General features: G+C 59.6%; 13 protein-coding genes. 5 read left to right on the plus strand and 8 right to left on the minus strand.

The genetic code is table 11. The features are described from left to right. The first annotated feature begins 2 nt into the window (after positions 1-2). Genes cyoB through cyoE form a run of 4 tightly spaced genes read left to right on the plus strand, consistent with a single transcriptional unit; the run spans position 3 to position 3,788 of the window. Complete coding sequence (gene cyoB / locus GIW79_RS17935) at positions 3-1,976, plus strand: cytochrome o ubiquinol oxidase subunit I (protein ID WP_057978062.1); 1,974 nt, start codon at positions 3-5, stop codon at positions 1,974-1,976. Positions 1,977-1,979: 3 nt separating this feature from the next. Beyond that, positions 1,980-2,594, plus strand: a complete 615-nt coding sequence (cyoC, locus tag GIW79_RS17940) for a cytochrome o ubiquinol oxidase subunit III (protein ID WP_236455268.1) — start codon at positions 1,980-1,982, stop codon at positions 2,592-2,594. Position 2,595: 1 nt separating this feature from the next. Beyond that, positions 2,596-2,934 carry a cytochrome o ubiquinol oxidase subunit IV gene (gene cyoD / locus GIW79_RS17945; protein WP_034127103.1) on the plus strand — a complete coding sequence of 113 codons (339 nt, stop codon included), beginning with the start codon at positions 2,596-2,598 and terminating at the stop codon, positions 2,932-2,934. Continuing rightward, positions 2,892-3,788, plus strand: coding sequence for a heme o synthase (gene cyoE / locus GIW79_RS17950; protein WP_072448512.1), 897 nt, complete (start codon positions 2,892-2,894; stop codon positions 3,786-3,788). The genes cyoD and cyoE overlap by 43 nt, the downstream gene beginning before the upstream one ends. Positions 3,789-4,002: 214 nt before the next feature. Here the strand turns inward: cyoE and GIW79_RS17955 are convergent, their stop codons facing one another. From GIW79_RS17955 to GIW79_RS17970, 4 genes are all read right to left on the minus strand, one after another. Next, the gene (locus GIW79_RS17955) at positions 4,003-5,580 is read right to left on the minus strand and encodes a histidine kinase famiy protein (protein WP_173647484.1); all 1,578 of its coding nucleotides are present in this window, start codon (positions 5,578-5,580) and stop codon (positions 4,003-4,005) included. 108 nt (positions 5,581-5,688) lie between these two features. Further along, on the minus strand, positions 5,689-6,198 hold the full coding sequence (locus GIW79_RS17960) for a ferritin-like domain-containing protein (protein ID WP_019821478.1): 510 nt from the start codon (positions 6,196-6,198) through the stop codon (positions 5,689-5,691). 63 nt (positions 6,199-6,261) lie between these two features. Then, positions 6,262-7,146 carry a manganese catalase family protein gene (locus GIW79_RS17965; RefSeq protein WP_014718025.1) on the minus strand — a complete coding sequence of 295 codons (885 nt, stop codon included), beginning with the start codon at positions 7,144-7,146 and terminating at the stop codon, positions 6,262-6,264. 165 nt (positions 7,147-7,311) lie between these two features. Continuing rightward, entirely contained in the window at positions 7,312-7,542 is a 231-nt protein-coding gene (locus GIW79_RS17970; RefSeq protein WP_236455270.1) for a hypothetical protein, read from the minus strand. Positions 7,543-7,862: 320 nt separating this feature from the next. Between GIW79_RS17970 and GIW79_RS17975 the strand changes: the two genes are divergently transcribed. Then, entirely contained in the window at positions 7,863-8,045 is a 183-nt protein-coding gene (locus GIW79_RS17975) for a general stress protein (RefSeq protein WP_003190457.1), read from the plus strand. A gap of 68 nt (positions 8,046-8,113) precedes the next feature. Here GIW79_RS17975 and GIW79_RS17980 read toward each other — a convergent pair whose 3' ends face one another. From GIW79_RS17980 to GIW79_RS17995, 4 genes are all read right to left on the minus strand, one after another. Further along, on the minus strand, positions 8,114-9,232 hold the full coding sequence (locus GIW79_RS17980) for a fimbrial protein (protein ID WP_229999502.1): 1,119 nt from the start codon (positions 9,230-9,232) through the stop codon (positions 8,114-8,116). Between the two features lie 2 nt (positions 9,233-9,234). Continuing rightward, positions 9,235-11,832: a fimbria/pilus outer membrane usher protein gene (locus GIW79_RS17985; protein WP_044273270.1), complete on the minus strand. Its 2,598-nt coding sequence runs from the start codon at positions 11,830-11,832 to the stop codon at positions 9,235-9,237. A gap of 33 nt (positions 11,833-11,865) precedes the next feature. Beyond that, a complete protein-coding gene (locus GIW79_RS17990) occupies positions 11,866-12,612 on the minus strand; it encodes a fimbrial biogenesis chaperone (protein WP_054895706.1) in 747 nt (248 codons plus the stop codon). 71 nt (positions 12,613-12,683) lie between these two features. After that, entirely contained in the window at positions 12,684-13,232 is a 549-nt protein-coding gene (locus tag GIW79_RS17995; protein WP_003190448.1) for a fimbrial protein, read from the minus strand. Positions 13,233-14,087: the final 855 nt, after the last annotated feature.

Consider the following 14,087-nt stretch of genomic DNA (forward strand, 5'->3'; position numbering starts at 1 on the left):
CCATGTTCGGAAAACTGTCGTGGGACGCGATCCCAACCACTGAACCCATTGTGATGTACACCCTGGCCGTCGTGGGCCTGATCGGGGTGGCGCTGGTGGGCTCGATCACCTGGAAACGCAAGTGGGGTTATTTGTGGCGCGAGTGGTTCACCTCGGTGGACCACAAGAAGATCGGTTGCATGTACATCGTCGTCGCCCTGGTGATGCTGCTGCGCGGGTTTTCTGATGCGATCATGATGCGCACCCAGCAAGCCATGGCCGCCAGCGGCGGGCCGGGTTACCTGCCGCCGGAACATTACGACCAGATCTTCACCGCCCACGGTGTGATCATGATCTTCTTCATGGCCATGCCCTTCGTGGTCGGCTTGATGAATATCGTCGTGCCGTTGCAGATCGGCGCTCGCGATGTGGCTTATCCGTTTCTCAACGCCCTGAGTTTCTGGCTGTTCGTGGTGGGTGCGGCGCTGGTGAATATTTCGCTGGGGGTCGGTGAGTTCGCGCGCACCGGCTGGGTCGCGTATCCGCCGTTATCCGAGCTGGGCTACAGCCCCGGCGTCGGCGTGGATTACTACATCTGGTCATTGCAGATATCCGGTATCGGCACGCTGCTCACGGGGGTGAATTTCTTCGTCACCATCCTGAAGATGCGCACCGAAGGCATGACGCTGTTCAAGATGCCGGTGTTCACCTGGAACGCGCTGTGCACCTCGGTGCTGATTCTGGCGGCATTCCCGATCCTCACCGCCACCCTGCTGATGCTGACCCTGGACCGCTATCTGGGCATGCATTTTTTCACCAACGAGGCCGGCGGCAACCCGATGATGTACGTGAACCTCATCTGGGCCTGGGGGCATCCGGAGGTGTACATCCTGATCCTGCCCGCGTTCGGGGTGTTTTCCGAGATTGCCGCCACCTTCAGCAGCAAGCGGCTGTTCGGCTACGTGTCGCTGGTATGGGCGACCATCGCGATCACCGTGTTGTCGTTCATCGTGTGGCTGCATCACTTTTTCACCATGGGCGCGGGGGGCAACGTCAACGCGTTCTTCGGCATCATGACGATGATCATCGCGGTGCCGACCGGGGTGAAAATCTTCACTTGGCTGTTCACCATGTACCGCGGCCGTGTGCGCTTCGAAACGCCCATGCTGTGGACCCTGGGCTTTATCGTGACCTTCAGCATCGGCGGCATGACCGGGGTGCTGCTGGCGGTGCCCGGGGCCGATTTCCTGCTGCACAACAGCCTGTTCCTGATCGCGCACTTTCACAACGTGATCATCGGTGGTGCGGTGTTCGGCTATATGGCCGGCCTGACGTATTGGTTCCCCAAGGCGTTCGGTTTCCGCTTGAACGACAAGCTGGGCCGCATCGCCTTCTGGTGCTGGCTGGTGGGCTTTTATTTCGCGTTCATGCCCTCCTACGTGCTGGGTTTCATGGGCATGACGCGCCGTCTCAATCATTTCGACAACCCCGAGTGGCGGCCCTGGCTGCTGCTGGAGCTGGTGGGGGTGGCAATCATCCTCTGCGGCGTGGCGGCGCAAGCCTTGCAATTGTTTGTCAGCATCCGCAACCGTCATCAATACCGCGACCGCACCGGCGATCCGTGGGACGGGCGCACCCTGGAATGGGCCACCGCGTCTCCCCCGCCGCTGTACAACTTCGCCGAGCAGCCCAAGGTCAATGACCTGGACGCGTACTGGGGCATGAAGGAGCGCGGCGTCAGCACCCTGAGCCACACCGACTATCGGAGCATCCATATGCCGCGCAATACCGCGTCGGGCCTGGTCATCAGCCTGTTTGCGCTGGTCTGCAGCTTTGCGTTGGTGTGGCACATCTGGTGGTTGGCGGCGTTCGGCCTGGTGGCCTCGGTGGTCGCGTTCGTGGTGCGCAGCTACGACGAAGACACCGATTACTTCGTGCCCGCCCAGGAAGTCGCGCGCATCGAAACGGCCCGTCTCAAAGACCTGGCGGAGGCTTGACCCATGTCCAATATCGTTATGGAAAAAGACATTGCCCATACCCACGAACAAGGGCATGAAGACGCCGGTTCCCTGAGCCTGTTCGGGTTCTGGATCTACCTGATGACCGACTGCATCCTGTTCGCGACCTTGTTCGCCGGCTACGCCGTATTGCGCGACAGCGTGGCGGGCAGGCCGTCGAGCATGGATATTTTCGAACTGCCCTATGTGCTGGCCGAAACCATGCTGCTGCTGTTGAGCAGTATCACCTACGGCTACGCCATGCTCGCCATGAACCATGGCAAGCAACGCGATGTGCTGCGCTGGCTGGGGCTCACGTTCGTGTTGGGCGCGGGCTTTATCGCCATGGAGATCAACGAATTCCACCACCTGATCGAAGAAGGCTACGGGCCGGACCGCAGCGGCTTCCTGACGGCCTTCTTCACCCTCGTGGGCACCCACGGCGCGCACGTGTTGACCGGGCTGATCTGGATGGCGGTGCTGATGGTCCAGGTCAAGCAACGCGGCCTGACCAGCACCAACGCCACCCGGCTCAGTTGCCTGAGCCTGTTCTGGCACTTTTTGGACGTGGTGTGGATCTGCGTCTTTACCGTGGTCTATCTGTTGGGGGTGGTGTGACATGTACAAGCAAAGCTCGCTTCACAGCAGTGCCGGTACCAGCCATGGCAGCAGTCGCTCCTATCTGGTCGGGTTCCTGGTGTCAGTACTGCTCACCCTGATTCCGTTCGCCCTGGTGATGTTCCCGTCACTGCCGCGCACCGTCACCGCCTGGTTGGTAGTGGCGTTGGGCGCGATACAAATCGTGGTCCACCTCAAGTTCTTCCTGCACCTGGACACGGCCGAAGAACAACGCTGGAACCTGATTGCGCTGATTTTCTCGGCGGTCATCATTCTTCTGTTGGTGGGGCTTTCGTTATGGATCATGGACAGTATTCATCACAACATGCTGGCGCACTGAAACACTGGCGGGGGCTGTTCAATACCGCTATCGAGCTGACCAAGCCGGGCATTATTGTCGGTAACCTGGCGTCGGTGCTGGGCGGTTACCTGCTCGCCGCCAGCGGGCATGTGGCCTCGGTGACGCACGGGCTTGCCACACTGCTCGGCACGGCCCTGGTGATCGGTTGCGGCTGTGTCGTCAACAACTGCATTGACCGCGACATCGACCGGCGCATGGTGCGCACCTGTCATCGGCCATTGGCACTGCGCACCATCAGCGTGTCCACTGCCGCAGGCTATGGGATCGTCCTGGGCACCTGCGGTTTTGGCTTGCTGTGGGCCGGCAGCAATGCGCTGGCGTGTGGGCTGGCAATGGTCGGGCTGGTGATCTATGCGGGGGTCTACACCTACTGGCTCAAGCGACGCTCCCACTGGGCCACCTTGATCGGCAGCGTCTCCGGGGCGATGCCACCGGTGATCGGCTATTGCGCGGTCACCGGGCGGTTTGACCTCACGGCCATGCTACTGATCGCGGTGTTCTGTTGTTGGCAGATGCCGCATTCACACGCCATCACCGTGATGCGCCGCGAGGATTTCCGCGCCGCAGGCCTGCCGCTGTTGAGCCTGGCCCAAGCCCATCGGCAGATCCAGGCGTACATGCTGGCCTTCCTCGCCAGCGCCCTGATGCTAGGCGCGGTGGCGCAGATGGCGGCGTTGTATTTCGTAGTGATGCTCGGGCTGGGGGGTTATTGGCTAACTCTCGCGGCCAGCGGTACACGCCTCGCTGACCCGACCGGCTGGGCACGCAGGATATTCGGGTTTTCGATTGTGTTGGTGCTGGCGCTTGACCTGGCGCTGGCGGTGCTGAGGTAGCTTTGTGGGCGGCGCCCTCGAGGGATGCAATGCTCAAAGCAACAAAGATCTCCTGTGGGAGCGGGCTTGCCCGCGAAGACGTCGGCCCACCCAACATTGATGTTGACTGACCCGCCGCTATCGCAGGCAAGCCAGCTCCCACAGGGGATTGCGCTTAACTGAATGGCATTGGGGCAAGCCCGCTCCCACATTTTGAGCGCATTGGCCTGCTCGATCAGGCATCGAGCACCGCCCGGATTTTGCGCGGCAAATCAGCAGGCTGATACGGCTTGGGAATCAACTCGAACTCATGCACCTCTATCTCCGCGCGGGCCAATGCGTCTTTCGCATAGCCGGTAGTCAGCAAGATCCTGATGTGCGGATACAAGCGCGACACCTCCCGCGCCAACGCTGCGCCATTCATCGCGCCGGGCATGATCAAGTCACTGAACACCAGGTCATACGTCGCCTGCTTGAGCATGCCCAACGCCTCGGCGGCATTGAGGGCGATGTCCGTGTGGTAACCGTAGTCAGACAGAATGACCTGCGCCAACTCGGCCACCTCGGGCCGGTCCTCCACGATCAGGATGCGTTCGTTACCTTGCGGTGAGATGGCTGTGGGGGGCTGCTCGACCCACAGCTGGCTGTCATCTGCAGGAAAGTACAAGCGAATCGTCGTACCGATGCCCGGGTCTGAATGAATCCGCGCCGTGCCGCCCGATTGCTTGACGAAGCCGTACACCATCGACAACCCCAGGCCCGAGCCCTGGCCTTCTTCCTTGGTGGTGAAGAACGGCTGCATGACTTTGTCCTGAATACCTGCGTCGATGCCGTTGCCGTTATCCGAGACCGAAATGCTCACGTAACAGCCCTCGGTCAACCCATCACGCTCGGCACCGACATCGCCCGGTACCTGGACGTTGCAGGTCTGGACGGTTACCGCTGGGTCCGCACGCCCGCGCAAAGCATCCTGGGCATTGGATAACAGGTGCTGCACTGCCAGCTCCGCCTGGACAGGGTCGATGCGGCAGTTCCACAAATCGTCGGCAAGTTCTACATGCAACTCGACGCCCTGCAGCGCACGTGCCATGAATTCGGGGCGGCTGAGCAAGCTGTTCAAGTTGATCACCCGACTGTCGAGCCGTTGCTTGCGCGAAAACGCCAGCAACTGCTGGGTCAGGGTCTGAGCTTTTTCCGCCGCTGCTCTGGCACGGCTGGCACTGTTGACGATGCGCTGCGGATCGCTACCGGGGCGCTTGGCGCTCTGCTGGATCAAGTCGAGATAACCCATCATCACTTGCAGCAGGTTATTGAAGTCATGGGCAATGCCACCGGTCAGTTGCCCCAGCGCTTCCAGGTCTTGTGCGCGACGCACGCGCTGTTCGGCATCGTGACGCCGGCTCACGTCCAGCTGCGATGCGAAAAAATACACCAGTTGCCCACGTTCGTTGAACAACGGCGAAATGAACAGCTCGTTCCAGAAGGTCGAGCCATCCTTGCGGTAGTTGAGCACCTCGACACAGGCCTCATGGTGCTGCTCAACCGCGCGCTGCACCTGGTGCAGCGCGTTTTTGTCGGTTTGAGGCCCCTGCAAGAACCTGCAATTACGTCCGATCACTTCGTCCAGTTCAAAGCCTGTCAGGGTCAGGAACGCCTGGTTGGCAAAGATGATCGGATTATCAGGCCCCGCGGGGTCGGTCACGATCATTGCACTGTGGCTGGCTTGCATGGCCGCAAAGAACAGGTCTTTGCGGCTGGCAGACAGCATTGCCAATTCCATACCGTCGACCACAGGCTTCTTCTTTGTCGCCAAGGTTCACCTCCAGATACGTGGTACGTGTTCCATGGACCGTGAAAACGCTGCGCAGTGCCATCTTGTGCCGAGCGGACGCGGCGCCCCCCAAGGGCACCGCACGTGTCATTAACGCTTGGCTTGTGTGTCAGGCGCCTCAGAGCGTTGCAAAAACGCTTGCGTAAGCTCTGGCAAGTGCTCGAGCAACCACTGAGCCATGGCGACTTCCTGGGGTAGAATCTTTTCGCACGCCGCTTGTGTCTCGGCGTCACCCGCTGCCTTCGCGGCCGCGATGAGCACCGTGTAGCTGGCCACTTCCATATTTTCAAACACGTAGCCGGCCATCGCGCCCTTGATCACCTCGTCACTCATCAGCGAGCCACCGACCGCCTGACCGAAAGCCATCAGCTTGCCGCCCACGTCTTTAAGGGTCGAAGCACTGCCTCCCAAACGCGTCAGGCATTCGTCAATCAGTTGCTGCTGCCCAAGGGTTTCCTCAATGTGCTCGTCGATTCGCGCCTTTAGTTGGGGGTAATTCTCCAGGCGCTCGGACTGTGCCTTGAGCATTTTCTCGGCCTGTTGCTCCATCGCATGGGCATCACGTAGCCAGTCGAGCAGGTTTTCCTGTGGGGTTGCCATGTCGTTGTCCTCGTCAAGAAAGTCGAAAGCACCGCACGCCCTTCAGCGTGCGGCTGTTCTCAATCAAAGGTCGGGCTTGGGCTTGAGGCCCGCCCCCAGGTCAGCGCCGGTGGTGGGGTCGCTGGTGGGGTCCGAGAGCGTGCGGATTTTCATCGCGCTCAGCACCGCTTCATCGTCGGCGTCCAACTGCACGCTGGCGGTGCCGTCACCGCCATCGACCGCCGGTTGTGGGTTTTCCACAAACTCCCAACCGTCACCCTGGTTCCAGGGCCCGCGCAGGTTCTCCGCGCCTTGGGACATGTTGAAGTACACCTGGGTGAACTCCGGTTTGCCCGGCAACTTGCCCTGGGGAAAATTCGGCTGGATCGCATGCAGCGCTTTTTCGAAGGATATCTGGTGAGCGATTTCCCGCGTCATCAAAAAACCCAGCGCATCTTTTACACCCGGGTCATCGGTGACGTTCATCAACCGCTCATAGACAATTTTGGCCCGGGCTTCGGCGGCGATATTCGAGCGCATGTCTGCGGTGGGTTCACCAATAGTGTCGATGTAGGCGGCGGTCCACGGCACGCCGGCAGAGTTGGTCAAAGGCGAACCCGCCCCGTACAGCAGGCTGGTGATATGCGAGTCATTGCCGGCGCCATTGAGGGCACGATACAACTCGCCCTCCTCTTCCACGCCTTCGGCCATTCGCCCCTTGGCGCCCTTGTTGAGCATGACGATGATGGAGCCGACGATCTCCAGATGGCTGAGTTCTTCGGTGGCGATGTCCATCAGCAAATCTTTGCGCCCCGGATCGTCTTCCGCCAAGGCTTGGGTGAAGTAACGGGACGCGGCGGCCAACTCACCTTGGGCGCCGCCAAACTGCTCGAGCAAAAGGTTGGCCAGGCCCGGATTGGGCTCGGCGACGCGGACGGTGTATTGAAGTCGCTTGTTATGTAGAAACATGAACAAATCTCCTCAGGCTTACGGAAAAAGGCGCCCTGCTGGAATGCGCGCCTACCTTGCATGGGAAGTGGCCTGCGCGTGGAAAATTTCAAAATAAACCGACGCCTCACGACCAGCGGTAATGCGCTGCAGGCCAAGCGAAACGGCACTTGTAGCGCAGTTCTCTCAATCGGCGCCGTGGTTTTCCGACTCGGGCACGGCGTCGATGCCGGGCGTACCGTTGGCGGGCTTGATGCTGGCGTCAGCGGGCGTTGCGGCGCTGTCGGGATGGTCCCAATCGGTGGTCGCGTTGGGGTCTTCGTCGCGCCCGGCAGTGCCGATGACGCAACCGTCTTCATTGGGTGCGTCTGGTTGCTCAAGCGGCCGGTACTGTGGGTTGGATGGGTTGTGTTTCATGGCTGAAAAGCTCCCGTTCACAGGTTAGGAACCTCGTTGGAACCACACCCTTTTTTGGAGTGCGAGGAAAAAGACGAATGGCAGGACCGTTAACTAAACCAGCAGTTTCGATTTGATTAATATCAAAGCGCTGGCCGGCAATAAAAGTTATACGAAGCGGCGCATCAACCAAGTTTCTGTATAACTTTTTCAGCGAAATTACCGTTCGTCGCCGGTTAGAAAAATCGGTAAAACATTTTTCAAAAAGCCAATATCGGAATAAGTGTCCGTTGCGAAACGGCCAACTAACGAAACGCAAACTTAGCGACTGGAGAACTATCATGACTACAGGTAATAAAAACCCGGGCAACTTTGCCAATGATCGCGAAAAAGCCTCCGAAGCCGGTAAAAAAGGCGGCCAAGCGTCGGGCGGGAACTTCGCCAACGACCGTGAAAAAGCCTCGGAAGCCGGCCGTAAAGGTGGGCAGCACAGCCATGGCGGCGGTCGGAAGTCGGGTTCTTGAGTAACGGTGGGAGGGGCAGCCTGGCTGCCCCTTCAAACCAAACGCACAGAACATAAGTGACATATTCATCACTGATAAATAATCGTAAACGTCGCCGACGCATTGGCCGGGCCTGGCGTGACTCGGTTGGCGGTTTGCAGATAACGGGCACGCAAGCGGATGTTGTAGCTGGACTCGAAGGACAGTGGGTTAATACCGCTGGCCCGATTCATCCCCAGGGGTACCGGGGTACTGTCTAGTGTCGCTACTTGGATGCCGACTCCGCTTGCGGCAGGCGAATTACCTGTGCCTGTGGGATCAATGCTCAGCACGCCCGTACTGGCATTGATCGCCGGGCGCGAGGAGTCGATGCGAAATTGCAGGGTGTTACCCGCTAGGGTTCCGCCGGAGCCAACGCCGGTGGGTGAATTACCACTTTGCGAAAGCCAGCCAGGTCCGGTGGTGGAATAGGTGCCATGGAACGCCGGGCAATCATTCAAGTTGATGGAAAAATCTGTCCACCCTGTGGCGCTGTTAAGCCCGGTGAACTTATTGGTCAAGTGCGTCCCCATCGGCACTGAAACATCCGGCGTACTGCAGGTGCGCGAGACAATCTGGATACTGCCGGAGATGCCCATCCTGAAACCCTGCATCCTGGCATCGCCGAAGTTGCCAAACAGGCTCACGACCGGCAATGAGCTGCCCGCCAATACACCTGGCGTTACTTCCCCTAGTTTGATCAGTATCAATTCGAAGTTCGAAGGTCCATCAAACGGAATCAGGCAGCGAGAGCCCGATGTGCAGGCAGTCCAGGATTTGTTGGTTTGCCTGGGCAGCACGCCGCCGAGACTATTGATAACCACCCCCAGCCCTGGAATTCGGGTTCTGTAGACCTTGTTGGCATAGGGGCCGCTGGACCAATTGGCTAAGCCAGAAGTCGCCTCGACCGTCAACTCGGTCCACTGTTGAAACGGAGCAAACCGGCAGTCCAGCTCGGGTGCCTGGCCCAAGGCCATGCTGAAGCGCTGTCGATAGACTTCGGCGCCCACCGGCACATCACGTCCGACGGTAATCGCCGAGACCTGCAATGGCATGTTGCCCACTGCGGCCTGGATACCGTTGTTATATGTACAGGTCACTGCCATGGCCGTATCGGCCATCGCCCAAAGTGCCGCCAGCGCTAGGCTGGGTTTGATCAAAGCGCCCATGTTCATAACGGTACCTTTTGCATGTTGTTGGGCGGCGTGCTGCCCGCGACCTGTTTGCCGGCGGCGCAAATAGCGTCCACCTGCTGCAATTGCTGGCCCTCGCCGGGGCCGGGAGGAATCATCAGGGCACACTGTTGATGGGTCTTGCTGCCCCAGTTGATCAACAACTGGCGGGTTTCTGGCTTGATCCGGGCATAGAGCAGACCGCCCTGCCCGACCATCCCCACCGAGGCGCCTTCGCCGTCGGTCACTCCTGCGCCAAATGGCAAGCTGCTGCCATCGTCCAGGCGCACATTGAGCAGCACCGCACGGCCCTGATTAGTGGTGTATTTAAGATGCACCACGGCGCCAGCGCGTGGGGCGACTTGTTGGCTGGTCTCGTTGAGTTCGACATCCAGCGAACTGCCAATCGGGTCGATGGCCACCTCGTTCAGCTCATAAGGCCGCAGGTACGGCACCACGGCATTGCCGCGACTGTCGAGCGTCAGGCCGGGGTACCCCGAAACCTTGGCGCCCGCGGCACCCGGCGCACTGACCACCGCCATGGTTTCGCCGCGGTACGGCGTCATGGTCACGCCCTCTGCATGGGCCACCACGGTGCCGCTGGCGCCCATCGAGGCGCTGGTATAGCCATCGCCACGCCCCAGTGCCGCACTGAGCATGGCTCGCCCACCCGTGTACTGACCGTTAAGCGCGGCGCTCTTGCTGTGGTTGGCGCCGTCATGGCCGAAATTGGCGCTATAGCCATATTGACGGTCTTGGCCGGCGGTGCCGCTGATACCGGCCTGCTCACTGTAATTGCCTTGGGTATCGCGGCCCACCTGCGCGGTTATTTGCGGAGTGTTACCCGACGCGCCGAAATCCAGGGGCATGCTCATGGTCAGCAAAAAGCTGTTCTCCATGTCGCCCAGCCCCATGCGGCTGCGGTTGGCATTCACACTGAAGCTGACGCGGTTGAACTGCTTGCTGTAGCTGAACTGGTACTGCACATCACTGCCCGGCTGATTCCAGTAGTTTTGCGCGTAACCGCTGATGGAGACTTGCCCCCAAGCCCCAAGGTTCTGGTCGGCGGTCACCGAAAAACGGCTGCGCGGGCGACCGAACATGCTCGAATCCCAGCCATTTTTCTCGGCATCCAGCAGTTGGATGGCGTTGCTGAAATCCAGGTAGTCCTGAGTGGAAAACCGATAGGCTGCCAGCGAGAAGTTACTGCCGGTACTGAGCACATTCTTGCTGTACGACACCCGCATGCTCTGGCCCTTGGCAGCGCCGCCGGCCAGGTCGGTCTGGGCGTGCGTGATGTCCACGGCCATCGCACCGATGGGTGTGCCGAACGCCAGGCCGGTGAGCACCGCCGTGTAGTCATCGCTCGATTGCAGACCGGCAAAACCGGTGAAGGTATTGTTCAAGCCGTACTGCACAGTCCCTTGCAGCAGGCGCGCCTGATCGTCGACGAAGTTGTTGCGGGTTTCACCCGCAGTGAGGCTGAACCGCGAGGTGCCGGGGCGCAGCAACTGGCTGACCGAGGCGTAGGGCACGATAAAGTTCTGCTCAGTGCCGTCGGCTTCGGCCACGCTCACGCTGAGGTCGCCACCATAGCCGGTGGAGTACAGGTCATCGATCACGAACGCGCCGGGCGCCACGGTGGTTTCCAGCAAGATATTGCCGGCCTGGCGAATGGTTACCCGCGCATTGGTGCGGGCAATACCCCGGATGACCGGCGCATACCCGCGCATCGAATCGGGCAGCATGCGGTCGTCAGTGGACAGTTGCACACCGCGGTAGGACAAGGTGTCGAAGATCTCGCCGGTGGTGTTGGACTCACCCACCGTCAGTTGGCTTTTCAACGCGGTGATATCACGCTGGGCGTATGTGTCCAGAGCCTGGTACCGGCTGCCCAAACGTGACTGCCAGCTCATGGACGCGTTGTGGCGCAGGCGCCAGTCCCCCAGGTTCAGGCCCGCGTTGAGGCCCATGAACGCCGAATCGGAGTTGCCACTGCGGGTGCGGTTACGATTGGCGTTGAAGTTGTAGCTGAGCATGGCGGCCGTCACGCCACGGTCCCACAACTGCGGGCTGACGTAACCCCGCGCATTACGCTTGAGCGCCACCTGGGGAATGCTCAAGTCCAGCGCCTGGTTCTCTGGGGAGAAGTTCGCGGTAGCGCCAGGGATTACCTGCCCCACTGCCGGGCACGCCTGACTGTCGAGCATCGTGCTGGCCTCGGGCGTAAGGCTGGCCATTTGCACACCCTGGCGCTCAAGCAAGCCACGGTTCATACACACCACCGGCTTGCTGCCGTCGGCCTGGGCGTCAATGCGAATATCCTGCCGGTTGTTCAGTTGCCCGTTGAGGATGATGTCGGCTCGGTATTGGCCTGGCATCACCGGGTTGCCGGCCTGGTAGGCACTCAGGTCAAGATTGCGCGAGTCTTCGGGCAGGAAGGCGTCATTAAACTGCACTTCTTGCGCCAGTGCGCCTTGCATGCCCCACACGCCTGGAGCAATGGCCAATGCCTTGAGGATCAGGGCAGTGAGCGGATTCAAGGCGAAGCGAGGCCGCGCCCGCAGAAAAAGCCTGGAGCAAGAAAAGGTCGACATAGATGACTCGCGGTTAAAAACGTCAGGAATGGATCAGGGCTGCAGCGTGTTGTGGGTCGGGACCAACGCGCCGTAATCGTTGATGGCGCTGAATTCCACCTGGGCCTGGCTCGACGGCCTGGCCTTGAGCGTGGGCAGCGCGAACTGCCGGGTTTCTCCAGGGCCGACCATGCCGTCCTCACTGCGATAGCGTTGGTTACCCGCCACCAGGTCCAACTCGATCAGCGAGACGTGGAACGCCGACGGGTTGTACGCCTTCAGCGCCAGGCCTTGGCCATCGCGTGCCGTAACCAATTGCCACTGCACCTGCTCAACCGCCTCATTGGGATTTCCAGGCAAGCCGACCGGGCGATAGAACAGCTTGATGCGCGAACGGAAAGCCATTTGCAGCGTATTAAGGTCTGCACCCGCCTCGGGTTTGGGCGGGATTTCGAGAACGTTGAGCCAGAACACCGACTCTTTGTCCTGCGCCAAAGGCGCGCCGGTAAAGAGCACTCGCAAGCTTTGGCCCTTGGTCGGGTCAATGCGCGCCACCGGGGGCGACAATAGGAACGGCGCCTTGGAGCTGGTGGGTGTCGATTCGACGCTGCCGGTGTCGATCCATGATTGGACCAGTGCGGGCAACGTGCCGTTATTGTTCAGTTTTACGGTGATTTCTTTCTGGTCCGCCGGATAGACCAGGCGCGTACCGGTAATCACCACTGCAGCGAATGCATGGGAACACATCAGTGTGGCCAGGCCGATCAGCAGCAGTGGTTTGAATGCACGTGTGCACGACATAGAGCAATCCCTTTACCGTCTGGATGCACGCCCTTCAATACCGAGCAGGGCGTGTGTCCAAAGCCTGCGACTTACTGATAATTGATGGAGTAAGTCACGGAGCCCACAACGGTGCCCGGCGTGGTAGCCGACTGGGCGTAGTACTGAACGGCGTACGGCAGCACAGCGGTCAGGGCAGTTGGGTCAACAGTTACGCGGCTGGTGGAGGTAACCTGAGACGTGTTGCCGGCCTTGATCGCGTTGCCATTGGTGGCATCCACCAACTGCAGTTGAACCTTGGTGGCTGAACCGCTGATGTTCTTCACATTACCGCTGGCCGGATCAACACCACCGCCCGACTCAAAGAACGCCGCCGCGGTTTTGATCGCAGCAGAGCACTTGCTCAGTTCGATGTTGAAACCGGTCTGGCCAGCTACTTGCCCGGCGGAAGCCAAGGAAGCGGTGGAGATGGTTGGCAAGGTGACGGTGGTCGCGCCGGAAGCTGCTGCACCATTGACGGCCACTTGGCAGGTTTCGGCTTTCAGCTCACCGTTGAAATCAATTTTGCCGTCCGAAGCCATGGCAGCAGAAGAGACGGTGGCAGCGACCAGTACAGCGAGGGCGCGAGCTTTGTAATTCATGAGTAACTCCGAGAGCACGATAGACTTGATTAAGTTTTGAAGTTCCCTGGACGGGAAATACTTCTGCGTTGTTGCGAAGTGAAGTGTAAGCAGCGCACTTAATTTTCAAAATAGGAGTGCTCTGAAAAACAAATAAACCGGGCAAATTACCTTATAAACAGGCGATTAAAAGCAACAAACAAAGCCCCCCCACCATAGTGGGCTGGCTTTAATAAGCCAACAGACAAAGCGTCTATAGGAGTGGTCCTAAAAGCGCGCCTGAACGGTATATTTAAATCCAGCTTATATAATGGGTCATCGTTATTCTGATCATCAGATGTTGATTGACCCACCGTTATCGCAGCCTAAGCATCTACACAACTTCGAGGTTAGGCTGGACCCGTGGCGGCCTGACAGCCGACGCTTATTTACCTGGCGCCCCGCGATCCAACTGTGGGAGCGGGCTTGCTCGCGAAGGCGACCTGACAGTCAACACAGTTGGATTGGGTACATATCCGTTCCTGCGGTAACGGCCACCTAGGGTTCCGCCCTGACGGCGGCTCCCTTTTGAACAGCGCAAAAGCAAGCAAAACGCTCTTGCCCCACCACTCGGCACCTCGCCCAGGCGCGGTGTGCCCGTAATCCGCCAGTGATTTGGGGGCCGCCTGAGCGGCTCGCTTCGCATCGTGGTTACCATTGAGCGCTACAGAGTTGTATAGATACCCATGGCTATCGCAGGCAAGCTCTAAGGAAATCCTGAAAAAGACTTCCTGATTTGGCAAAATCCCCGGACACCAATCGCCGAGCTTTTCGATGATGAAACAAATGACCTTCGCCGATGCCGAGTACGCCGGTAAGCGCAAGCAGACCCGCAAG

Origin of the sequence: Pseudomonas sp. PA-7-1E (assembly GCF_021605325.1) — a bacterium.
GTDB lineage: Bacteria > Pseudomonadota > Gammaproteobacteria > Pseudomonadales > Pseudomonadaceae > Aquipseudomonas > Aquipseudomonas fluorescens_BV.

What these genes read in the sequence shown, in the direction of transcription:
- GIW79_RS17975 (WP_003190457.1), top strand. Translation starts at nt 7,863, where the DNA reads ATGACTACAGGTAATAAAAACCCGGGCAACTTTGCCAATGATCGCGAA.
- GIW79_RS17965 (WP_014718025.1), bottom strand. Translation starts at nt 7,146, where the DNA reads ATGTTTCTACATAACAAGCGACTTCAATACACCGTCCGCGTCGCCGAG.
- GIW79_RS17960 (WP_019821478.1), bottom strand. Translation starts at nt 6,198, where the DNA reads ATGGCAACCCCACAGGAAAACCTGCTCGACTGGCTACGTGATGCCCAT.
- cyoE (WP_072448512.1), top strand. Translation starts at nt 2,892, where the DNA reads ATGGATCATGGACAGTATTCATCACAACATGCTGGCGCACTGAAACAC.
- GIW79_RS17985 (WP_044273270.1), bottom strand. Translation starts at nt 11,832, where the DNA reads ATGTCGACCTTTTCTTGCTCCAGGCTTTTTCTGCGGGCGCGGCCTCGC.
- cyoC (WP_236455268.1), top strand. Translation starts at nt 1,980, where the DNA reads ATGTCCAATATCGTTATGGAAAAAGACATTGCCCATACCCACGAACAA.
- cyoD (WP_034127103.1), top strand. Translation starts at nt 2,596, where the DNA reads ATGTACAAGCAAAGCTCGCTTCACAGCAGTGCCGGTACCAGCCATGGC.
- GIW79_RS17995 (WP_003190448.1), bottom strand. Translation starts at nt 13,232, where the DNA reads ATGAATTACAAAGCTCGCGCCCTCGCTGTACTGGTCGCTGCCACCGTC.
- GIW79_RS17970 (WP_236455270.1), bottom strand. Translation starts at nt 7,542, where the DNA reads ATGAAACACAACCCATCCAACCCACAGTACCGGCCGCTTGAGCAACCA.
- cyoB (WP_057978062.1), top strand. Translation starts at nt 3, where the DNA reads ATGTTCGGAAAACTGTCGTGGGACGCGATCCCAACCACTGAACCCATT.
- GIW79_RS17980 (WP_229999502.1), bottom strand. Translation starts at nt 9,232, where the DNA reads ATGGGCGCTTTGATCAAACCCAGCCTAGCGCTGGCGGCACTTTGGGCG.
- GIW79_RS17990 (WP_054895706.1), bottom strand. Translation starts at nt 12,612, where the DNA reads ATGTCGTGCACACGTGCATTCAAACCACTGCTGCTGATCGGCCTGGCC.